This window comes from Bifidobacterium sp. UTCIF-1 (assembly GCF_006408915.1).
Classification (GTDB): Bacteria; Actinomycetota; Actinomycetes; order Actinomycetales; family Bifidobacteriaceae; genus Bifidobacterium; species Bifidobacterium reuteri.
On the sequence record NZ_JFAG01000005.1, the window covers coordinates 93,682 to 116,540 of the forward strand.

16 protein-coding genes are annotated in these 22,859 nt (G+C 58.8%); 12 read left to right on the forward strand and 4 right to left on the reverse strand.

The features are described from left to right. Nucleotides 1-501 precede the first annotated feature (501 nt). The 6 genes from BW09_RS11065 to BW09_RS03685 all read left to right on the forward strand — a co-directional run bounded on the left by BW09_RS11065 (nucleotide 502) and on the right by BW09_RS03685 (nucleotide 7,516). Nucleotides 502-948, forward strand: coding sequence for a hypothetical protein (locus BW09_RS11065; protein WP_258184977.1), 447 nt, complete (start codon nucleotides 502-504; stop codon nucleotides 946-948). 48 nt (nucleotides 949-996) lie between these two features. After that, on the forward strand, nucleotides 997-2,520 hold the full coding sequence (locus BW09_RS03665) for a DUF4012 domain-containing protein (RefSeq protein WP_258184978.1): 1,524 nt from the start codon (nucleotides 997-999) through the stop codon (nucleotides 2,518-2,520). Nucleotides 2,521-2,529: 9 nt separating this feature from the next. Continuing rightward, nucleotides 2,530-3,903 (forward strand): hypothetical protein, encoded by a 1,374-nt coding sequence (locus BW09_RS03670; RefSeq protein ID WP_181161732.1) that lies wholly within the window; start codon nucleotides 2,530-2,532, stop codon nucleotides 3,901-3,903. A gap of 123 nt (nucleotides 3,904-4,026) precedes the next feature. Then, nucleotides 4,027-4,854 (forward strand): hypothetical protein, encoded by an 828-nt coding sequence (locus BW09_RS03675; RefSeq protein ID WP_140462633.1) that lies wholly within the window; start codon nucleotides 4,027-4,029, stop codon nucleotides 4,852-4,854. Nucleotides 4,855-4,959: 105 nt separating this feature from the next. After that, nucleotides 4,960-5,550: a low molecular weight phosphatase family protein gene (locus tag BW09_RS03680; RefSeq protein ID WP_140462634.1), complete on the forward strand. Its 591-nt coding sequence runs from the start codon at nucleotides 4,960-4,962 to the stop codon at nucleotides 5,548-5,550. Between the two features lie 232 nt (nucleotides 5,551-5,782). Then, on the forward strand, nucleotides 5,783-7,516 hold the full coding sequence (locus tag BW09_RS03685) for a hypothetical protein (protein WP_140462635.1): 1,734 nt from the start codon (nucleotides 5,783-5,785) through the stop codon (nucleotides 7,514-7,516). Between the two features lie 91 nt (nucleotides 7,517-7,607). Here BW09_RS03685 and BW09_RS03690 read toward each other — a convergent pair whose 3' ends face one another. Next, nucleotides 7,608-8,312: a tRNA (cytidine(34)-2'-O)-methyltransferase gene (locus BW09_RS03690; RefSeq protein ID WP_375137547.1), complete on the reverse strand. Its 705-nt coding sequence runs from the start codon at nucleotides 8,310-8,312 to the stop codon at nucleotides 7,608-7,610. Between the two features lie 106 nt (nucleotides 8,313-8,418). Further along, nucleotides 8,419-9,423 carry a hypothetical protein gene (locus BW09_RS03695; RefSeq protein WP_140462636.1) on the reverse strand — a complete coding sequence of 335 codons (1,005 nt, stop codon included), beginning with the start codon at nucleotides 9,421-9,423 and terminating at the stop codon, nucleotides 8,419-8,421. 167 nt (nucleotides 9,424-9,590) lie between these two features. Between BW09_RS03695 and BW09_RS10845 the strand changes: the two genes are divergently transcribed. The 6 genes from BW09_RS10845 (at nucleotide 9,591) to BW09_RS03720 (ending at nucleotide 21,367) form a co-directional block, all read left to right on the forward strand. Further along, complete coding sequence (locus BW09_RS10845; protein ID WP_181161731.1) at nucleotides 9,591-9,761, forward strand: hypothetical protein; 171 nt, start codon at nucleotides 9,591-9,593, stop codon at nucleotides 9,759-9,761. 337 nt (nucleotides 9,762-10,098) lie between these two features. After that, nucleotides 10,099-11,115, forward strand: a complete 1,017-nt coding sequence (locus BW09_RS03700) for an A/G-specific adenine glycosylase (protein WP_044090098.1) — start codon at nucleotides 10,099-10,101, stop codon at nucleotides 11,113-11,115. Between the two features lie 17 nt (nucleotides 11,116-11,132). Next, a complete protein-coding gene (locus BW09_RS03705; RefSeq protein ID WP_044090100.1) occupies nucleotides 11,133-11,774 on the forward strand; it encodes a hypothetical protein in 642 nt (213 codons plus the stop codon). 247 nt (nucleotides 11,775-12,021) lie between these two features. Further along, on the forward strand, nucleotides 12,022-13,248 hold the full coding sequence (locus BW09_RS03710; protein WP_044090101.1) for a Fic family protein: 1,227 nt from the start codon (nucleotides 12,022-12,024) through the stop codon (nucleotides 13,246-13,248). A gap of 367 nt (nucleotides 13,249-13,615) precedes the next feature. Further along, nucleotides 13,616-17,179 (forward strand): DNA-directed RNA polymerase subunit beta, encoded by a 3,564-nt coding sequence (locus BW09_RS03715; protein WP_044090102.1) that lies wholly within the window; start codon nucleotides 13,616-13,618, stop codon nucleotides 17,177-17,179. A gap of 141 nt (nucleotides 17,180-17,320) precedes the next feature. After that, entirely contained in the window at nucleotides 17,321-21,367 is a 4,047-nt protein-coding gene (locus BW09_RS03720; protein ID WP_044090103.1) for a DNA-directed RNA polymerase subunit beta', read from the forward strand. Between the two features lie 112 nt (nucleotides 21,368-21,479). Here BW09_RS03720 and BW09_RS03725 read toward each other — a convergent pair whose 3' ends face one another. Beyond that, complete coding sequence (locus BW09_RS03725; RefSeq protein WP_044090104.1) at nucleotides 21,480-22,145, reverse strand: FHA domain-containing protein; 666 nt, start codon at nucleotides 22,143-22,145, stop codon at nucleotides 21,480-21,482. A gap of 73 nt (nucleotides 22,146-22,218) precedes the next feature. After that, nucleotides 22,219-22,854, reverse strand: coding sequence for a hypothetical protein (locus tag BW09_RS03730; protein ID WP_044090105.1), 636 nt, complete (start codon nucleotides 22,852-22,854; stop codon nucleotides 22,219-22,221). Nucleotides 22,855-22,859 lie beyond the last annotated feature (5 nt).

The window sequence follows — 22,859 nt, forward strand, 5'->3', positions numbered from 1 at the left end:
CCTATTGTGTTGTGTTTTTTGGGGCGGATAGATGTGCAGCTCGTCTGTGGGAGTTGATTTGTCTGGCAAAATGACGGACGAGAGGTGCGTTGTCTTGCAGCCTACACGACATAAAATGTCATGTAGGTATACAAAAGTATGTGACTTTGTCGACTGTAGTTTTGGCTCGTCCAAGTCACATACTGCTTAATGACTACTCGGAGCAGAAGCCGTATCGCATATAGATCTGCAAGGAGTGTTCACGATGAGAGACTTGGTTCCTTTCTTCGCCCAGGGTCCCTCGACCAGTGAGATTTTGCGGTAGGACACTACTGGCTCATCGCTCTCGTCATGCTCAAATGTGGCGGGCTTGATTTCAAACTCCACGGACACCAATAACCAGTAAGAATAACCAACAATCCACACCCTAACAAACATCCAAAGAGCCAAATAATCCTGATGCCGTTCACATGTATTTGCTAAGCAGTATATATTGGAACGGCTAAAGTCGAATGACGGTCGGTGACTTTTTGGGCAGAGGGGATTGCGGTGGCCGGGATGCATGTTGAGGAGAATAACGAATCAGGGAATCTGGATCTGAACATTTCCAGACGGTCTAGGCGTGCTCAGCTTTGCAGGAAGAAGAAGGGCCATTTCGGGCGCAATATTACCGTGGTCTGCGGTGTGCTGTTCGCCGTTTTGGTTATGTATGCGGTGTTGTTGCATAATGCTGTGTGCATCGTCAAAACCGAGATGGCCCAGGCGGTGGATACTGTTGCTTCATCCGGATTGAGTGCACAGTTGGCGTCAGTCGCTGCGCAGGGGAGCGGCATTCATGGCGACGCTATTGAATCCGCTATCACGCAGTTGCAAGGGCATGGAGCGACGGCGCGTGCGCAGACTGATGGCTTTGTCTGGCACATTGCGACGGTGTTCCCTGTGGTGGGGGATGATTTCGCTGCCGTATAGACTGCCACTGATGCTTTTGACACACTTGCCCAGCAGGCGCTGCCTAGTTTGGTTGATGCCGCCAATACCATGCAGCAGTCTGGCCTCACCAATGCGGACGGCAGCTTCAACGTCAAGACGCTCACTGCTGCAGGCAATGACATCACCGCCGCCAATGCCGCATTGCAGGAACAGGTCCAGGCGCTGGATGCTGTTCCGGAGCCTCATATCAGCCAAGTCCGTATGGCAATCGATAACAGCAAATCAATGCTGAATGCAATGGCAGAGCAGATTGGCAATATGTCTGATATGCTGGGCAGTCTCTCTGCGTTATTCGGGCATAGCGGCACGCGCAACTACTTGATTCTTTCCCAGACCAATGCCGAAACTCAGGCTGCAGGTGGAGTGGTCGGTTCAGTGGGCACTATGACTGTTGAGAACGGCAAGGTCTCCATTGGCAAATTCCATTCTGATTCCGAGTTCACTGAGACCGCGCCGGTTTCCGTAGGCGACAACGAAATCGACAAAATGTATGCCATCTCGCGCCTTGGCGTGCAATATGGCGGCGATATCCGTCTTGCTTCGGCCACCCCGAACTTCCCCATCGGAGCCGAATACGCCAGGCAGGTGTGGGTCGGCCAATCCTTCGGTTCCACGGATGTCGATGGCATGGTTTCGTTCGATACTCTGGCCTTGCAGTCGTTAATTGGCGTCACCGGGAACATCATGCTAAGCACCGGCCAGACGCTCACCTCGCAGAACGCCGCGCAATACCTTGCAAACCAAGTGTATATCGATATTCCGGATCAGGCGGCAGAAGATGCGTTCTTCCAGGAAAGCGCCCAGCGCATCATTGATGCATCCTTCTCCGGCATGAACGCCCAGAAGGCTTTGCAGCTCATGTCCGTAGTGCCGTCTTTGGCAAAGGGACGGCATATCTATATGTGGTCCTTCGATAAGTCGGATCAAAAACAGCTTCGTGCCGCCGGCATGACCGGCGAACCATCCACGAATGCGCAGAATCCGGTCGCCGGTGTTTATGTGAATGAGATGGGGTGGACCAAGTCAGATTGGTATCTGCAGCGCAACACCACGGTGAAGCGAACCTCTACCAATGCCGATGGCAGCGCGACCTATCATGTCACCGCCGTGACCAAGAACACGATGACCGCGGACCAGGCCCAGAAGTTGCCGGTATACATCACCGGCACCTTCCCAACGCAGATGATTAACGAGCTCATTGGTCAATCCTCTGCGAGCGATGACGAAAAGGCCGTGGTGCAGGCGGCCATGAGCGGATTGACGCAGCCGGGAGTCGTGGGACATTCCTTTATGATTGCTCAGCCTGCGGGCGGGTCGGTAAAGAACATCAAGATCACTAGTGATTCGTCTACCAAGGTGGCCCCCGCCGAGCAGACCTTTACCAAGGTAAAATCCAACGGTGCTACCTACTGGATGAATCTGGCGGCGGTGATTTCTCCCGGCTCCACAGTCACGCTGGAGTTCGACGTCACCACAGCCTCTGGTGCCACGTCGCTTACCATCGATCAGACGCCCGCAAACGGAGACTCAAAGATTACATATGAATACTGAGGTGCAGCAATGACGAATGTAGCGTTAGCTCGCAAAGTTAGCAGGCCAAATATTGTTGACCTGACCGATAGCGTTTTGTACGCAGCGCTTATTATGTTGCCTGCGGGCGGTACAGTATTCGGGCTGAACATGATGTACTGGTCGCCGATTTCCCCGGTATTGTTTGCCATATATGCAGTGTTGAATATTCGGTATTTGCCACGGGTGTTTGCTCGATATGGAACTTTACTGCTGTTCCCTGTTGCGCTGGTGATGATTAGCGTATATGGATGGATGACTATCGGTTTCCATCCCAATACCGCGTTGAGGACTCTTGCTGCATTGGTAACCGGCGTAAGTTGCCTAATCTCCTTGGACATAGCGTTCCGAATAAAACGATTGAACTGGAATGCTGCAATCACCGTAATAGTCGTGGCTTACACGGTGTCGTTCGGCGTTGGCATATTGCAGTTCATTGCTGTGCATGGTCATGCACCATGGATGACCATGCTTTCGCAGCGGTTTCTTGAGCGTAATTATGTGCCTAACCGTGTTCAGTTCCTGTTCGCAGAGCCTTCATACATTGGAATGCATCTGTTCGGTGTGCTGATGCCGTTGCAATGGCTTACCCGACGTAAAGATATCGCAGCGCTAATTTTGATGTATGCCTTTGGATCCGCAGCAATGGGTGCCGGTCTGCGCATTCTTGTCGACATGGTCATTGCACTGCTGCTGTGGGTGATTGTACTGGTCAATTTCCATCGTTTGCGCAACATTATTATTGCACTGGTTGGTGTGGGAGTGGTAGGGGCTGCCGGTGGAGCAGTGCTGCTGACCAATGATCGAATCCAACTCATGCTTTCTCACGGTCTGATTAGTGGAGACTTTTCGTCCATGGCGCGTCTTTTCCGCGCACTGGCGCCGGTGGAAGCGTGGCTTGCCGATATTCCACACCTTGTGTTCGGATTCGGTGCAGGCAATCTGAAAGATGCCATTGCACGTGGATACCAAACCGCATTCAATTGGTTGCAGGCGCGCGGAGATAATCCGGCCGGTAACGGTGAGATTCGATTACTTGGCTCCCCGCCGGGCGACCACTATATCTTCTCGATGAGCGCGTACATTGACTTCATCACTGAGTTCGGCGCAGTAATGTTCATTGCTTTGCTGGCATTGATTCTCGTGCATGTGACCCGATGCCGTGCGTGGAACAAGATGACTGTTTGCTGGATGTTGTTGCTGGCCTATTTATACGTGCAGTTCGAGGGATATGCCTTCTATGCGATATGGCTGTTTTTATGGGCAGCTGGTGTTGCGGGTCTGATGGGCAGCCTGAATAGTGGTGTTGATGATGTGAAGAGAATCCGCTTCGCGCACAAACGAGGCAAACATCTTAGTGAATAATTTGGCGCATATCGATTGAATTGTGCATGCAGTTCGGTGGTTTTGGTAGAACGGAACCATTGAAGCTAGTGGGTGTGGTCGGTGTAAAGTATCGGAATAGCGAAGTAATAGGAGAAACAGAGTATGGAAACTGTGGAATACGATTGGCCAATCGATGCAGTACGCCCGGAAAACGCTGCATCTAATACAAAGATTTATGAATTTGATTTCCCATCACTTGATGCGAATGGCGTTTCATTGGCAAATCCATCTGCACTTGCTGCGCGTGCTGTGCTTGCAGATGATGATAATTCCCGAAAAACAACTGTCGCTTTTACTGCAGCCGTTGTGGTAGCAGCGTTGGCGGCTGCTGGTGGTTTTGCGTTGTTGCAGCGCAAGGATACCGCCCAGACCGCTTTTGATTCTTGCCAGCAATCCATTTCTATCTATCAGTCCAGCGTGGAACGTCTCAAGAAGACGGTCAAGGATGTTGAGCCAACGGCTGCAATTACTGCCGATGCGGTAGCTGATGCAGGCACTGTAGATAAGCTCAAGTCTGCCATCGCTGATGCTCAGAAGGTATCTGATACTGCTCCATCCTGTACTGCTGGCGCAGCTGCCAGCCAAAATGCCAGCGAAGATAGCCAGATTACTGCGCAGACTCGTGAGCTGGGCAAGAAGAATGAAAATGTCACTACAGCTAGTGCTGCAGTGTCGGCATCCAAAGAGACTAAGGATGCCACGAATGCTCGTCAGGCGTTGAATGATCAGTTGTCTCAGGTGCAGCAGCTTTCGACTTCGGCCAATATCAGCCATGTTGATCCGTCTACCCGCAAGGAACTTTCTAACGTGCTGAACCAAGTACAGCAGTTGCTCGCTTCTGACCAGCTGATGAGCGTCACTGTATATCAGAATGCGTCTGCCGCTCTGCAGGGTGCTGTCGACAAGGTGAATCAGGCCGCGCTGGGCTGATAGTGCGGGGGCTTTGATATCGTAGATTTCTCAGCTTCAGGGCTATGAGACTTGTTGTTGGTATTGTCACTGGCGCGATAGCCACCGAACGAAGGAACCAATCCCATGCACATTCTGTTCGTCTGCACGGGCAATGTCTGTCGTTCGCCAATGGGCGAGCTTATGATGCGCCGATATCTGGTACATACTTCCATTGAGATTTCCAGCGCCGGTACACATGGTCTCGACGCGCAGCCGATCGATCCGTCCAGCAGGCGTCTTATGGACAGCCTTTCCATCGACTCGTCGTCGTTCCGCTCTAAGCAGCTCACCCGCGAGATGGCCGAATCCGCCGATTTGGTGCTGTGCTTTGAGCATGATCAGGTGCAGGACGTCGTTTCCATAGCTCCCGGGGCGATCCGCCATACGTTCCTGATCACCGAATTCGCGAGCATGTGCTTGTATTGCGCGCGCAACGACATGGTACATGGTGAGACCATTCAGGAGCGTCTTAAGTCCGTGGTGAATGTGGCCTCGTTTGTGCGGCCCCTGATTCCGCCGGCGCGCGACATCGAAGATCCGTTCGGTAAGGAATTCCCAGTATTCCGGGCTGCAGCCGAGCAGACCAACAAGGCATTGTGGCTCATGCTGGACAGTATGCGTAAGTATTATGTGGATGCCCGGCCGATTGATGCGGCACCGGTGGCGAAGGCGTAGGTTACAGGGTAATCTCGGTATGTGAGCTTGCGGCTTGGTGCGCGTGGAATCTAGCGGCTCTGGCCGGCGGGATCATGTGTGAAACAAGTTGTGAAACATAGTGTTTTGTAGGATGTGTTGTGGTTCAGTAGCGAGGTTTGTGGTTTAATACGCTCGAGCATCAGGCAGCATAACCAATAGAACACAATTAGACATAATCGGACGCAATCAGTAAAGAACACAGCAGAGAACGATGACTATGGAGAACGGACAAGGCGAGGTCAACAACAACGCACAGCTGCATCCCGTTGCCGCTGAAGAAACCATGGTGCTGCCTCCAGTGGGGGTGGCGAGCAGCGCCGCCAACCTGAAAACCGACGCGCCTGGCCCGGTGGTAAGGGCGGAAGAGGGGGGTGCCTTGCGTGTTCCATCTGCGGTGCCGGGGGCGGGTGCTGCACCTTCGGCGGTGCCGAGCGCGGCATTGGGCGCTTTGCCTGTTTCGGCCTCGGCACCGAGTGTTTCGGTGCCCGGCGTGACGGTGTCTGGCGCGGGTTCCGTTGTTTCTGCTGCGCCTGCTGCTGAGTCTGCGTCTTCGGCTACTTCTACGGCAACCACGGCACCTGTCGCTCCCACTGCGTCTGCTGCTCCTGCTCATACACAGTCGGCGTTGTCGTTCGACTCACCGCTGACCGCAGTGGACGACATCGTCGACACCCAGTGGGGCATTCCTCCGCTGGAGTTCCCCTCGTCCGTCTATGACGATGACCAGCCGGGGGATTCCGGTGCAACGACTGCGTTGCCGCCTGTGATCATGCCTGAAACTGGCACTTCCGGCGCTCCCGACAATGCCGTCCCGGCACCATCCGACATCCGTAGCGACATCGCCGCGGATCTGGCCGCCGAGCCTGAGGCCCAACCCAAGAAGAAGCGGTCCCCCTGGCTGATCGTGGCCATCGTAGCGGTGGTGGTGATCGTCATCGCACTGGCGATCGGCGGATTTGTGTATTGGAATTCGTTGAAAAACGACAGTGCACATTCCCAGGCGCTCGCCGCGTGCAATACTTCGAACACCGCTGCGAACGACGCCAGCGAGAAACTCTCGCAGGCGCTCGACGGCTCCAAGAAAGCGCAGGCGGTGACCAGCTCGCAGGTGGCGGACACCAGCACGGTGAAGTCGCTCAAGAGTGCAGCCGAGGCCGGGCAGAACATGGACAAGGTGTCCAAGTGCTCGTACATGGCGTCCGCTTCACAACTGAACAGCGTGGCCAAGAAGAACACCACGCTGGCGTCTGCGATGAAGAAGCAGGCCTCGACCATCACAGCTGCCGCCAAGGCCGTGACCGAAAGCCAAACCAAGAAGGCAGTGGACGACGCCAAGAAGAAGCTCAGCGCTGAGGTCTCCACAGCGCAGACCCTGCTCGACCAAAGTGCCGGCGCGGTTACGGATGATGCAACGCGCACCTCCCTGCAGGACGCCATCAATGCGGCCAACACCGCGCTGAACAAGAACGGCGTAACGGCGGACGAGCTTGCTAAGGTGCTCACCGCGCTGCAGAACGCCGAAAAGAGTGTTCAAACCTCCATGCAGGAATATCAGGCCCAGCAGGCGGCCGCGCAGAACGACGGGTCGGGCAATTCCGGGTACTACGGCTATGGTAATTCCGGCGCCGGCAATGGCAATACCGGCAGCGGCAACGGTTCCTCGGGATCTGGTGCCGGCAACTCCTCTGGCTCGGGCAATGGATCCGGCTCCAACCCCGGCAACTCCGGCAACGGCAATGGCGGTGACAACGGTAACGGCGGAGGAACTACGCCGAACCCGAATCCTGGCACTGGTGGTGACAATGGCGGCAACGGTGGAGATAACGGTAACACCGGTGGCGACAACGGTAACAACGGTAACACCGGCGGCGACAATGGCGGTGACAACGGCAACAACGGAAACAATGGCGGTGACAACGGTAACGGTGCGAACAGCGGGAACTAGTATCCCGCGTCGCAATGGTGAAGTCGGAATCTGCCTATCGTACGTGAGGTGGGGGGTTGAGCGGCTCGGATCGGTACGAGCCGCCAGATGGTCACCTGCCGCCTTTGAACCCGAGCTGACGCCATGCCTCGTAGATGGCGATGGATGCGCAGTTGGTGAGGTTCAGCGAGCGCAGGCTCGGACGCATCGGCAGCCGAACCTGCTCGGCCACATGTGGACCGGCCATGATGTCCATCGGGTCGGGGATATCGCCCGGTTCCGGGCCGAACAGCAGGATGTCGGTCGGCCTGTATTCCACTTCGGTGTACAGTTTGGTCGCGTGGGCGGTGAACGCGATGATGCGCGAGTTCGGCATCGACTCCACCAGGTTCTCGAAGTTCGGGTGCAGCACCACATGTGCCATGTCATGATAATCAAGCCCTGCGCGGCGCAGCTTGGTGTCGCGCAGATTGAAGCCGAGCGGTTCCACCAGATGCAGGATCGTGCCGGTCACCGCGCACAGGCGGATCGCCGAACCGGTGTTGCCCGGAATACGCGGGGAGTAGTAGCACAGATGCGGCGTCACGGTTTCCGCCTCGGCGGCCTTCTCGGCCGAAAGCATCGCATCCACCACGGAGATCGGATTGCCGTGAGCGTCGGTCACCAGTTCGTCCGGACCGTAGTTCGACTTGCGGTAGCCGTATTCGAACATCTTCTCGACCTTCGCCTCCGGATTTGCTTGGCTGCTGGGGGCTGCGGAGGCGCCGGACGCCGCCGGGCCGGGTGTTTGCATGTCTGTTGCTGCTTCATTCGTCATAAATGCCAAGAGTAAGAACGATGAACGACACTTTGCGACATCCACGACATCTCGCCGCCGTGTTCCTGATCGTGCCATGATCGCGCGCATCGGCTTCTGGCATGTTTCATTGTGATGCATGCAACAGCGAGTACAGACTCGTGTTGCGAAAATAACGGTCGAGTTGCGGATGTTCGAGCCCGGGGGCGCGGTATATGCGTCGCGTATCCGCCAGCTGCTCGATGGGGATGCACGGCAACGCGATCACGGGGTGGTCAAGGGCTTTGGCGAAGAATGCAGCCGCATCCTTCGCGAGGAGATCCCGGGCCTCGGCATCCACCAATCGCGCCTTGGTGATTTCCATCACCTCCCAATGGTGCGCGCGCAGCCAATTGCGTTTCTCCTTGTCCTGCTCGGCCTGGCGGACGTCGGTCATGTGGAATGAGCCATCGTATTCGAGGACGGTCATCAGTTCGGTATATGCCATGTCCACGGACCATGGGGTCGTGCGGTCCGACGCAATGCCGACATTGACTTCGGCTGAGCCCAGGCCGCGGCAGGCGAGCGCGATCCGTGTCCGTGTCTCGTAGGAGGAATCGGTGTTCTCGCGCATTAATGGCACAGCCCTGATGAGTTTCCTCTTGCCTGTGAAAGCCGAACTATGCGTGAGGAACTCCGCCAAGCGCGCTTTGGTGGTGTGTTGTTGGGCGCCTCTTCTCATCATGCAGTCGCCCAACACCACCAGTTCGAGCATGGGAAGCGCCGCCGCCATCTGCGCGAGCGCCAGCTCCGGGCTGACCACATTGAAATAGGCGGTTGCGGATTGGGAGTGCTCTGCGAGCATGGTTTCGTCTGCGAGATGCACTACTGCACCGGAAAGGACATGGCGCTGCTGGGGTGTCCCGACGGCAATATGGACGGCATGCGGGTCGAATCGTTGTACATAGCGCTCGGGGAGCTCGATGCCAAGGATTTTCAGCGCTGAGGTATGACTGGCTGTCGGTGGCGTTCCTACACGCCTGGCGAGTTGGAAGAGGCGCGTGTGCTCGGCGGCATACTGCTCGGAAAGCCGTTGCTCCACGATGAAAGGGCGTCTGGGCCCGCCCGTATATGGTGTTCCATCGTCGTACATGTCCGGCAGTCCTTTCTGACGGATTGCAGATCGGCTCCGTTCCACCCACTTTGGCATATGCTTGCGGACTGCTTCCAGTCGGCCTCGTCGGTGGCTTCCCGACGGCTGTCCCCTACAGGGGAAGCTAGGAGGAGGCAATGTCAATTCTGGCTTAACCGAGTCTTACAATGAATGCAATTTTAGGCCATATCTTGCAGTTGTGTGTATCGATGCCGCGTGGCGGACGCGATGTGGCGTTTGAAGAGATACGGAAATCGCTGTTTTCCAAGGATCTGGTTGCTGCCGGAACGGGACTTCGTCAGGTTGCCTACACACAACTGCAAGATGCATCCGGTTGAACGCGAGTTGTGCCCGGTTGAACCGCGATGCATCCGATTGCATGCGAGATGAGGAGCCGGGAGCCGACAAGGATATGCCGAGATTCGACGCTGTCGTGCCGTTTGATGCGCGGCGCCGGTGTACACGTGTCGTCGTGTCATGTTGTCGTGCCGCGCTGGTGCGCCATGTTGGTGTGCAGTGCTGATATGCCGTGTCGGTGCGTGACGCCGGTGGGGAATGTGACATGCCGTTTTGGCGTGGAAAACCGGTGCAACGTGCCATCGCGCGCGACCACGTATCATTGTTCCGGCGACTGTTGAATTGATGTGGCTCTGATCAACACAGGAAGGTGACTCCTTGACTGAAAGCGGTGATATTGCCCTGCGTCTCGCCGCATGGTGGGAGGCCAATGCCCGAGATCTGCCGTGGCGATTCGGACGGGCCACACCGTGGGGCGTGCTGGTGAGCGAGGTCATGAGCCAGCAGACACAGATGAGCCGCGTGGTGCCATATTGGACGACGTGGATGGGGCGTTGGCCGGATGCGCGCTCGCTGGCCTCTGCACCCAAGGCGGACGTGATCACCGCATGGGGGCGTCTGGGCTACCCCCGCCGCGCGTTGCGATTGCAGGAATGCGCGCGTGTGGTGGCGGACGATTATGCCGACGAATTGCCGCATGACTATGATGCGTTGGTCGCTCTGCCGGGCATCGGAGACTATACGGCCTCTGCGGTGATGAGTTTCGCGTTCGGTGAGCGGATCGCGGTCATTGACACCAATATTCGCCGTGTGCTAAGCCGGGTGTTCCTTGGTGTGGAGTCGCGTGGGGGAGCGGCAAGCCCGGTCGAACGTGCGCTGGCCAATCGGCTCTTGCCCGACGATGGGTTCACTGATATGGCCGATATGGTGGTCCGTGGCTCAGGTGCCGTAGAAGATGCTGGAGATGCGGGAGATGCGAAGGGCATGAACAACAAGGCCCGGTCCGGCAGGCGCCCACGTGCGCGCAGACGCGAGCGCCCGTCGGTCGTGTGGAACCAGTCGGTGATGGAATTGGGCGCGGTGGTCTGCACGGCGAAATCACCGCTATGCGAGGCATGTCCTATTGCCGATGACTGCGCATTCCTGAAAGCCGGGAGACCCGGGTTGGGGGAGCGGCGCACCCGTCCGCGTCAACGGTTCCAGGGCACCGATCGGCAGGTTCGGGGGATGGTGTTGGAGGCATTGCGTGCGCTGCCGGCGAATGCCGTGCTGGCGCGGAACGAGGTGGCCGGCCTGTGGAAGGATCACGTGCAACTCGATGCCTGCATCGCCAGCCTTGACGATGATGGTCTTGTCGAGATGCTGCCTGACGGCTCGTTGCGCCTTCCTCGCTGATTACACTGGATGTTGTTATGGTTCAGCAGGTGAAGAAGCGCAAACGCAAGCGCAAGATCAGCAAGAAGCAGCAGGCGATTTATCGGCGCAGGCGGATCATGGTCGCCGTCATTCTGGTGTTGCTGCTGGCGCTGATCGTATTCTGCGTCTACAGCATCGGCCGTGGCGTCGGTGCGGTGAACACGCTGATTCACCATGACGAGGTGTACGCGATCTCCCGCGACGCCACGCCGATTCCGAAGAGCACGTCAAAGGTGAAGAAATGCTCCGCCAATGATCTGACATTGCAGCTGAGTTCGAAGTCGCAGTCCGTGGGCGTGGGCGGTTCGTTGGAATTCACCGCGACGATCGTGCACGAGGGCTCCGGCAGCTGCTTGGTGGATGGATCGGATGGCGGACGGGTGCTGACGATTACGTCCGGCACGGAGACCATATACAAGTCCGATCTGTGCTCGTCCGGCTCCCGATGGTTGCTGATGGCCAAGGGCGACAAGGACGAGCAGACGCTCACATGGAATACGGATTTCAACGCCACGCTGACGGAATGCACGGACGAGGCGAGCTGGCCCAAAGTGAATGCCGGCACGTACATCGCGCAGATCGCGTTGAAGGACGCCCCGAAGGCGAAAAGCGATCCGGTGACGTTTACAGTGGAATAGGCAAGTGCGGAGAAGCCGGGATTGTTATCGGCATGTGCAATTCGGGCAAGATGCTTCCCAGAATGGTATTCTGCGTTCTCCTGCCCCGCGGACTGCGGGAGTGATTCGATGTGATGAATCTGATTGTCGAATTCCCTGCAGTTGCGGGGTTGGCTTTAATAATCAAGACAGTGTAAAGAAGATGTGATGTATATATAGTTTTATATCTAACACATATCGTGATATCTGTTATTACATAGGAGTGAGCATGACACATCAGCCATTAGCGCCTATCCCCGTTCCTCCTATGGGTAAAGAATCGCATCTCTGGCATCCGGACAGCGATTCATATCTTTCCCGGTCTGAGCGAATGAGGGAAACCGGGGAGTATTGGTCAGCTGTTCCTCCGAAGATCGCCGATCTATCCATCGCCGTGCCGGCAGACGTCAGTGCGACATTGGAAGAATCCGCCCGTGCGTTGGGTGAGCTTGATGCTTACGCTGGTGCCAAATTCGGCATGAAAAGCCGCGTTCTTGGCCCGATGTCGTCGATTCTGCTTCGGACTGAATCCACATCATCCTCTCAGATTGAGAATCTTACAGTTGGGGCTAAAAACCTTGCGTTGCAGGAGTTGGGGGAGGGTAAGGGCGGCAATGCTGCGGTTGTGGTGGGCAATGTGCATGCCATGGAGTCCGCGCTGGCGTTGTCGGAGACATTTGACAAGCAGCATCTGCTCAGTATGCATAAGGCGCTACTGTCTGCACAGCCTGAATTACAGGCTTATGCGGGGCGTTTCCGTGATCAACTTGTGTGGGTCGGGGGAAGTTCGTCCGGCCCGGTGCATGCACGGCATGTCGGTCCTCAGCCCAATCTTGTTGAACCGTTGATTGACGATATGCTGGCGTATTTGCAACGTGACGACCTTCCGGTGATTCTGCAATGCGCAATCGCGCACGCCCAATTCGAGACCATTCATCCGTTCGTGGACGGCAATGGCAGAGTCGGTCGCGCATTGGTGCATGCGGTATTGCGGAACAAAGGATTGATTCGAAACGTGACGCCGCCAGTGTCGGCGGGTCTGTTAACGGACACGAGAGGATATTTCGATGCTTTGATGGCATATCGCAGAGGTGATGCCAGACCTATTGTCGAATGCCTTGCATACGCCTGCCGTTATGCGTCAGCTACCGGTATCCAATTGATTGAAGCATTGGATGAGCAGCTGGAACAAGCGCGAGAAAAACTGTCGGGGGTGCGAAGAGATGCAGCGGCATGGAAAGTGCTGCCGATTCTTATCGAACAGCCGATTATCAATCAGGAGTATTTGACGTCGCATCTCGGCTTGGGAATGATGACGGCTCACCGGGCTGTCGACACATTGGAAGAACGGGGAGTTCTTGACCGGATTACGGGAGGACGACGCAACAAGGTGTGGATTCACCGTGGCGTCCTGCAAGTCTTGGACGAGTATGCCGCCCAGCTGAGGAGGCGATAGCAGTGGGTGCTGATGCGCATTTTCCGATTGGGCTTTCTGAAATGACCGCTCGAGCCGCTTGAGCGCTGTCCATTTGGGCGAAAAAGCGTATATCGAAACTCCGGGGATGAACCCGAGGATGAACATTCTATGGAATGATCAGTGAGCCGAAAAAATGTGGCGAACAGAAGGCGAAAGCTTGTCCGCGCAAGACAGGCACAAAGATAGTGGTTTTGTCAGCGCTTACTGCTATTCTTTGGAATTTGCATAAGGTGTGTCATATTGCGGGCATGCCGACGACAATGAAGCGCCCGCAGAGGCATATGGTGGCCATGCGCGCGCTCCCAGGGGAATTACCACTTTTTTAGCGAGCGATAAGGAACGTCCATTGGCTAACACAGCTACGACGAACACCACTACCATCATCGCACGCGCCGACCAGCATGACATTGATCTGCACAAGGCGTCGGATCGCGTGAATTTCGGCTCCATCAAAGAGCCTATTGATGTACCCTATCTGCTGGGCGTGCAGACCGACAGCTTCGACTGGCTGATCGGCAATGAGCGCTGGAAGAAGCGCGTCGAAGAGGATGAGGCGAACGGCACCAACACCGTCGCCCATACTTCCGGGCTCGATGAGGTCTTCAACGAAATCTCCCCGATCGAGAACTTCGCGCAGACCATGTCCCTGACCTTCTCCGACCCGTACTTCGAGGAGCCGCGCCACACGGTTCAGGAGTGCAAGGAGAAGGACTACACCTATTCCGCGCCGCTGTACGTGAACGCCGAGTTCGAGAACGGCGACACCGGCGAGATCAAGTCGCAGACCGTGTTCATGGGTGATTTCCCGCTGCAGACCCCGCACGGCACGTTCATCATCGGCGGCACAGAGCGAGTCATCGTCTCCCAGCTGGTGCGTTCTCCCGGCGTGTACTTCGACCGTCAGCAGGACCGTACTTCCGATAAGGAAGTCTTCGGCGCCAAGATCATCCCGTCCCGTGGCGCATGGCTCGAGTTCGAGGTCGACAAGAGGGATCAGCCGCAGGTTCGCGTGGACCGTAAGCGCAAGCAGTCCGCCATCGTATTCCTCATGGCCATCGGCATGACCAAGCCCGAGATCGCCGAAGCCTTCAAGGATTATCCGCTGGTGCTGGATGCTCTCCAGCGAGAGACCCTGGAAACCCAGGACGAGGCTCTGGTGGACCTGTACCGCAAGATCCGTCCGGCCGACACCCCGACTCCGGAAGCCGGCAAGAACCTGCTGGATTCCTTCTACTTCAACACCAAGCGCTACGACCTGGCCCGCGTGGGCCGCTACAAGATCAACCGCAAGCTTGGTCTTGAGGCCGATTTCAATGACCGCTCCCTGCACCGGGAGGACATCATCGCCACCATCAAGTACCTGGTGGCCCTGCACGACGGCGCCAAGACCTTCGCCGGCAAGCGCAATGGCGAGGACATCGACCTGCGCGTGGACGTGGATGATATCGATCATTTCGGCAACCGTCGTATCCGTCAGGTCGGCGAGCTGATTCAGAACCAGCTGCGCACCGGCCTGAGCCGTATGGAGCGCGTGGTGCGCGAGCGCATGACCACTCAGGACGCCGAGGCCATCACCCCGCAGTCCCTGATCAACATCCGCCCGGTGAACGCCACCATCAAGGAGTTCTTCGGCACCTCCCAGCTCTCCCAGTTCATGGATCAGAACAACCCGCTCTCCGGTGTGACGAACAAGCGTCGTCTCTCCGCCCTGGGCCCCGGTGGTCTGTCCCGTGACCGCGCCTCCATGGAAGTGCGAGACGTGCACCCCTCCCACTTCGGCCGTATGTGCCCGATTGAATCCCCTGAAGGCCCGAACATCGGTCTGATCGGTTCTCTGGCTACCTTCGGCCGTGTGAACCCGTTCGGCTTCATCGAGACCCCGTACCGTAAGGTCGTCGACGGCCACGTGACCGACGAGGTCGAGTACATGACCGCAGACCGCGATCTGGATCATGTCATCGCCCAGGCCAACCAGGAGCTCGACGAGAACGGCAACTTCGTGCAGAAGTCCGCTCTTGCCCGAGTCGGCGAGGAAGAGGCAGTCGATGTGCCGGTGAGCTCCGTCGATTACATGGACGTCTCACCGCGCCAGATGGTCTCCCTCGGTGCCTCCCTGATCCCGTTCTTGGAGCACGATGAGGGCCACCGTGCACTGATGGGTACCAACATGCAGCGTCAGGCCGTGCCGCTGATCGAATCCGAGCGCCCGCTGGTGGGCACCGGTTCCGAATGGCGCGCCGCCAACGATTCCGGCGATGTGATCAAGTCCGACAAGGACGGCGTGGTGACCTACGTCTCCGCTGATCTGATCCGCGTGATGAACGACGATGGCACCACCAGCTCCTACAAGCTGGCCAAGTTCCAGCGCTCCAACCAGACCACCTGCTACAACCAGCGCCCGATTGTGCATGATGGCGAGCGAGTGGAGGCCGGCTCGGTCATGGCCGATGGCCCCGCGATCCAGAACGGCGACCTGGCTCTGGGCAAGAACCTGCTCATCGCCTTCATGCCTTGGAACGGCTACAACTACGAGGACGCCGTGATCATCTCCCAGCGCCTCGTGCAGGACGACACGCTCTCCTCCATCCACATCGAGGAGTACGAGATCGACGCACGTGAGACCAAGCTCGGTGCCGAAGAGATCACCCGCGACCTGCCGAACGTCGGCGAGGACGCCGTGGCCAACCTCGACGAGCGCGGCATCATCCGCATCGGCGCCGAAGTCGAGGCCGGCGACATCCTGGTCGGCAAGGTGACCCCGAAGGGCGAGACCGAGCTGACCCCGGAGGAGCGACTGCTGCGCGCCATCTTCGGCGAGAAGTCCCGCGAGGTGCGCGACACCTCCCTGCGCGTGCCCCACGGCGAGACCGGTACCGTCATCGGCGTCAAGGAGATCACCCGCGAGGATGCCGAGGAGGACGGCGACGAGCTGCCCAACGGCGTGAACCAGATGATCCGCGTCTACATCGCCCAGCACCGTAAGATCACGGTGGGCGACAAGCTCTCCGGCCGCCACGGCAACAAGGGCTGCATCTCCCGCATCCTGCCCGAAGAGGACATGCCATTCCTCGCCGACGGTACCCCGGTGGACATCATGCTGAACCCGCTGGGCGTGCCTTCTCGAATGAATCTGGGCCAGGTGCTCGAACTGCACCTCGGCTGGATCGCCCACGCCGGCTGGGACATCTCCCTCGACCCGAACCTGGAAGCCGAATGGAAGAAGCTGGTGCCGGCAGGCGCCGAGAAGGCCGAACCGGGCACCCCGGTGGCCACCCCGGTGTTCGACGGCGTCAAGCCGGAAGTGCTCAAGGGCCTGCTGTCCACCACGCTGCCGAACCGCGACGGCGACCGCCTCGTGGGCCCCGACGGCAAGGCGACCCTGTTCGACGGCCGTACCGGCGAACCGTACACCAAGCAGATCTCCGTCGGCTACATGTACATGCTGAAGCTGCACCACCTGGTCGACGACAAGATCCACGCACGCTCCACCGGTCCGTACTCCATGATCACCCAGCAGCCGCTTGGTGGCAAGGCCCAGTTCGGTGGCCAGCGCTTCGGCGAGATGGAGGTGTGGGCCCTTGAGGCCTACGGTGCCGCCTACACGCTGCACGAGATGATGACCACCAAGTCCGATGACGTCGACGGCCGTGTGCGTGTCTATGGCGCCATCGTCAAGGGTGATAACCTGCCGCCGGCAGGCATCCCTGAGTCCTTCAAGGTGCTCCTGAAGGAAATGCAGTCCCTGTCCCTCAACGTCGAAGTGCTCAACGCCGAAGGCGTGGCCATCGACATGAAGGACGAGGAAGACGATCCGGTGAGCTCCACCGACGACCTGGGCTTCAACATCGGCGCCCGCCCGGACGCGGCCGCCAAGGAAGACCAGAAGGTCGACGAGCCCGAATACCAGTGATCCCACGGGCCGCATGCCCGATTACGATGCCCCCGGCATCGGCCGGTCTCAACGGTATGAGACCGGCCCCGGGGCAGCCCGATCGATATGCGGCTCCACACAGCGTGAACGAAACATTTTCAACAAGGAACGGATTTATAAGTGCTGGACGTCAACGCATTTGACAAGCTTCGCATCGGCCTGGCCACTGCAGACGATATCCGCGGCTGGAGCCACGGCGAGGTCAAGAAGCCTGAAACCATCAATTACCGTACTCTGAAGCCCGAGAAGGACGGTCTGTTCGGTGAGCAGATCTTCGGTCCGACCCGCGACTGGGAGTGCGCCTGCGGCAAGTACAAGCGTGTGCGCTTCAAGGGCATCGTCTGCGAGCGTTGCGGCGTCGAAGTGACCCGCAGCCGCGTGCGCCGTGAACGCATGGGCCACATCGAGCTGGCCGCACCCGTGACTCACATCTGGTTCTTCAAGGGTGTGCCTTCCCGTCTCGGCTACCTGCTGAACGTCACCCCGAAGGATCTGGAGCGCGTCATCTACTTCGCCTCCTACATGGTCACCGAAGTGAACGATGAGGAACGCCACAACGACCTGCCCGGCCTGCAGGACGAGTTCGACTCCGAGATCTCCCGTCTCGAGCAGCGTCGTGACGCCGATATCGAAGCCCGCGCCAAGAAGGTGGAGGAGGATCTCGCCGCTCTCGAGGAGGCTGGCGAGGCCAAGGGCCCGGCCCGCGCCAAGCTGCGCAACGGAGCCGAGCGCGACATGGCAGCCATTCGCACCCGTTACAACGACCAGATCGCCCGCGTGGACGCCGTCTTCGACAAGTTCAAGAAGCTCAAGCCCGGCGACATGGTCGATGACGTCGATCTGTGGCGTGAGATGCAGGATCGCTACGGCGACTACTTCGACGGCTGCATGGGCGCCGAGGCCATCAAGAAGCGCCTGCAGTCCCTCGACCTCGAAGCCATCTCCAAGGAGCTGCGCGAGGAGATCAAGGACGCTTCCGAACAGCGTAAGACCAAGGCGCTGAAGCGCCTGAAGGTCGTCAACGCCTTCCTGACCACCGGCAACAAGCCGGAGGCCATGGTGCTCGACGTGATCCCGGTCATCCCGCCGGATCTGCGGCCGATGGTCCAGCTCGACGGTGGCCGTTTCGCCACCTCCGATCTGAACGACCTGTACCGTCGTGTGATCAACCGCAACAACCGTCTGAAGCGACTGATCGAGCTCGGCGCCCCCGAGATCATGCTCAACAACGAGAAGCGCATGCTTCAGGAGGCCGTCGACTCGCTGTTCGACAACGGTCGTCGTGGCCGCCCTGTCACCGGTGCGTCCAACCGCCCGCTCAAGTCCCTGTCCGACATGCTCAAGGGTAAGCAGGGTCGTTTCCGCCAGAACCTGCTCGGTAAGCGAGTCGACTACTCCGGCCGTTCCGTGATCGTGGTCGGCCCGTCCCTGCGTATGCACCAGTGCGGTCTGCCGAAGCCGATGGCCCTCGAGCTGTTCAAGCCGTTCGTCATCAAGCGCCTCGTCGACCTGAACTATGCACAGAACATGAAGTCCGCCAAGCGTCTGGTCGACCGCGGCGACTCCGAGGTGTGGGGCGTGCTCGAAGAGGTCATCTCCGAGCATCCGGTGCTCCTCAACCGTGCACCTACGCTGCACCGTCTGGGCATTCAGGCCTTCGAACCGATCCTGGTGGAAGGCAAGGCCATCCACCTGCCGCCTCTGGCCTGCGCCGCCTTCAACGCCGACTTCGATGGCGACCAGATGGCAGTCCACCTGCCACTGTCCGCCGAAGCCCAGGCTGAGGCACGCTCCCTGATGATGGCCTCCGACAACATCCTGAAGCCGGCCGACGGCCACACCGTGACCATGCCGTCCCAGGATATGATCCTCGGTCTGTACTACCTGTCCACCGTCATCGACGGTGCCAAGGGCCAGGGCCGCGTGTTCTCCTCCCTCGAGGAGGCCGAGATGGCTCTCGACCGTCACGAGATCGACATGCAGGCCAAGGTGCTTATCCGCCTGCCCAAGACCTTCACCCTCCCGAAGAACTGGGAGCCCGGCGAAGTCAAGGTGGTCGACCCGCGCGACGGCGAGACCGGCGTGGCCAAGGAAGAGCGTCTGCACGACGGCACCGTCCTGTTCGCGACCTCATATGGCCGCATCCTGTTCAACGAGACGCTGCCGACCGACTATCCGTTCGTCAACGAGCAGGTGGCCAAGGGTCGCCTGTCCAAGATCGTCGATGACATCGCCATGCGTTACTCCACCCAGCAGGTGGCTGCGACGCTGGACGCCCTGAAGGACCTCGGCTTCACCCGCGCCCCGTGGTCCGGCGTGTCCTTCGCCTTCTCCGACGTGAACGAGCCGCCTGAGCGCGACCAGAAGATCGCCGAGTTCGAAGCCAAGGCCGACAAGGTCAATGCCAACTACGAGATGGGTCTGCTGACCGAGGAGGCCCGCCGTCAGGAGCTCATCGACCTGTGGACCGAATGCACCGCCGAGGTGTCCAAGGAAGTCGAAGACAAGTTCGACCCGACCTCCAACCTGGCCATCATCGTGCAGTCCGGTGCACGAGGCAACATGATGCAGATCAACCAGATCGCAGGCATGCGTGGCCTCGTGGCCAACCCGAAGGGCGAGATCATTCCTCGTCCTGTGAAGTCCAACTACCGTGACGGCCTGTCCGTGCTGGAGTACTTCATCTCCCAGCACGGCGCGCGTAAGGGTCTGGCCGATACCGCACTGCGTACCGCAGAATCCGGTTACCTGACCCGTCGTCTGGTGGATGTCTCCCAGGACGTCATCGTCCGCGAAGAGGACTGCGGCACCAAGGCCGGCCTCATGATCCGCGTGGCCGACCGCGACGCCGACGGCAACTTGAACCTCGTCAAGGCCGCCGACGGTGGCCCGTACTCCCGTCTGCTCGCCGCCGATGTCATCGACCCGGCCGACGGCAAGACCGTGCTGTACAAGCGTGACGACGCCCTGTCCATGGACGTGCTCAACGACCTCGTGGCCCACGGTGTGGAAGAGGTCAAGTGCCGTTCCGTGCTGACCTGCGAATCCAAGCGTGGTGTGTGCTCCAAGTGCTATGGCTGGTCCCTGGCCACCAACACTCTGGTCGATGTCGGCGAAACCGTCGGTATCGTCGCCGCCCAGTCCATCGGCGAGCCTGGTACCCAGCTGACGCTGCGTTCCTTCCACTCCGGTGGCGTCGCCGCAGCATCCGATATCACGCAGGGTCTTCCTCGTGTCACCGAGCTTTTCGAAGCCCGTACCCCGAAGGGTGAGGCTCCGATCACCGAGTTCGCCGGCACCATCAAGATCATGGAGAACGATCGCGGTCGCCAGATCATCCTGACCCCGGACGCCGATTCTGGCGCACCGAAGGAAGACGGCGTGATCAAGCCGATCACCTACCAGGTCTCCAAGCGCGTTCCGCTCAAGGTGGCCGATGGCGATCACATCAAGGTCGGCACCCAGCTGGTCGAAGGTTCCGTGGATCCGAAGAAGATCCTCACCATCCTCGGCAAGCGCGCCGCTCAGGTCAACATCGTGGAGGAAGTGCACACCGTGTACCGCTCCCAGGGTGTGGACATCCACGACAAGCACATCGAGGTCATCGTGCACCAGATGACCCGTCGCGTGACCATCATCGACTCCGGCGACACCGACCTGCTGCCGGGCGAGCTGGTGGACAACGCTCGCTTCCGCGAGATCAACCGCAACGTGGTCAAGAACGGTGGCAAGCCTGCGGTCGGCCGTCCTGCCCTGATGGGTATCACCAAGGCATCCTTGGCCACCGATTCCTGGCTGTCCGCCGCCTCCTTCCAGGAGACCACCCGCGTGCTTACCGAAGCCGCGCTCTCCGAGAAGGTCGATGACCTCAAGGGCCTCAAGGAGAACGTCATCATCGGTAAGCTCATCCCGGCCGGTACGGGTCTTGCCCGTTACCGCAACGCTGTGGTGGAGCCTGACAAGGCCATCCGCGACACCATCTACCCGAACTTCGGTCTGGGTGGTGACAACGATCTCGGCGATGCGAGCTTCTCCGACTCCGATCTGTCCGATCTGAACTTCTCCAACTTGGAGTTCGGTGATCTGAAGCTCGGTGACGACTTCAACCCTGACGATTTCTACTCCGATCAGGGCGATTTGACTGACGGTGATGATGCGCAGCAGTGAGCGCTGATTGACCGATGACAGGTCGATGACGGGTGTCGGGCGTTTGCCTGGCACCCGTCATTTGTTAGCGAGACAGACCACTAGGGTTTGTCACAGGTCTGTCACAGGTCTGTCACATTTGGGTCAGCTTGAAGAAGAGGTCGCCCAGACGGACCGTTGCCGGAATATCGAGACGCATCGGTGTGCCCGCTGGCACTTGGGTTTCATGGTTGCCCCGGATGATGTAGGTGCCGTTCAAAGAGTCACAATCCTCAATCCAAAGCCGCCCTTGGTCGTCGATGCTGAGCGTCGCATGGGTGCGGGAGGTCGTGCGCGTCGGATCGTCGATTCGTGCGATGGTGAAGCCCTGCAACGAGTTCAGCGCCGGTTTGCGTCCGAGAAGGGTATTACGGCTCACTGTGATGTTTTGACCCGTCGTGTCGTTATGCAGCACGAATCGGTGGGGTGCTTCTGATGGTTGTGCGGCACTGCTCGGTGGTGAAGTATGGTTGGGCTGTGCCGTGATGATTGGCCGCGCAGAGCTGGCTGGTTGTGCGATGCTGGCTGGTTGCGCGGTGCCGGCTGGTTGTGCGGTGCCGGCTGGTTGTGCGGTGCCGGCTGGCTGCTTCGCGGTGTTCGGCCGCATGATGCCGTTCGGCTGCACCCCGTCTGCCAGCGGGGTTTTGTTCGGCTGTTGCTTGCGTATTGGCTGGGGTAGTGGATGGCTGACATCGCTGGTCTTCACATCGTCGGCATACCATCCGGGTTCAGGTGCCGGTGGATAGGGAAGTATGGCCATGATTACTGTCCTTTGTTGTTAGCCTGTGACTGCTTTGCGGCATGTCGTCGGTGTAGTGCGCCGGCGATGAACGCTACCTCCTGGAGGCCAGCGCCGCATCGATGTCGGGATCGCCCAGTTGTCGGAGCCAATCCAGCAGTGCCGGATACGTGTTGGGATTGCGGGCTATGCAGGCGCGCAGTTCAGGCGCATATTGTGCGATCTGTGCGATGGTCATCTGGTCGGTGGTGGTCAGTGCCTGCTGCACCGTGAATCCATATGGGTTGGTGGGCACCGGCTCTTTGGCTGCTGGCGATTGAGCTTCACGCTGGGACTGGAATTCGTGAGTGGCGGAATTTGCGGCATTTGCGGCGGAACTCACGGAGGATTTTGCAGCGGCATCTGCAACGGAACTTGCAGCACCCGCAGCGGCATTCGCGGCAGCTGCAGCGGAATTCACAGCAGAACGCTCCGCCTCTTCTCGCTCGATGTCAGGTCGGTTCTGCACCGGCCCACCGATGGAATCGGCGGTAATGCCCAGTTGCGACAGCGTTTCACGGGCTCGGGCATCGCCGAACTCGGCGAGCCAACGTTTCAGTCCGGGGTAGCAACGGGGATTCACCGCCACATTGGCACCGAACTCCGGGTTCTCATAGGCGATTTTCGCCAATAGTATCGGATCGGCATCGGGATCTTGAACTGCAGCGACTGCGGTGTCATAGTCGACCATGGGAC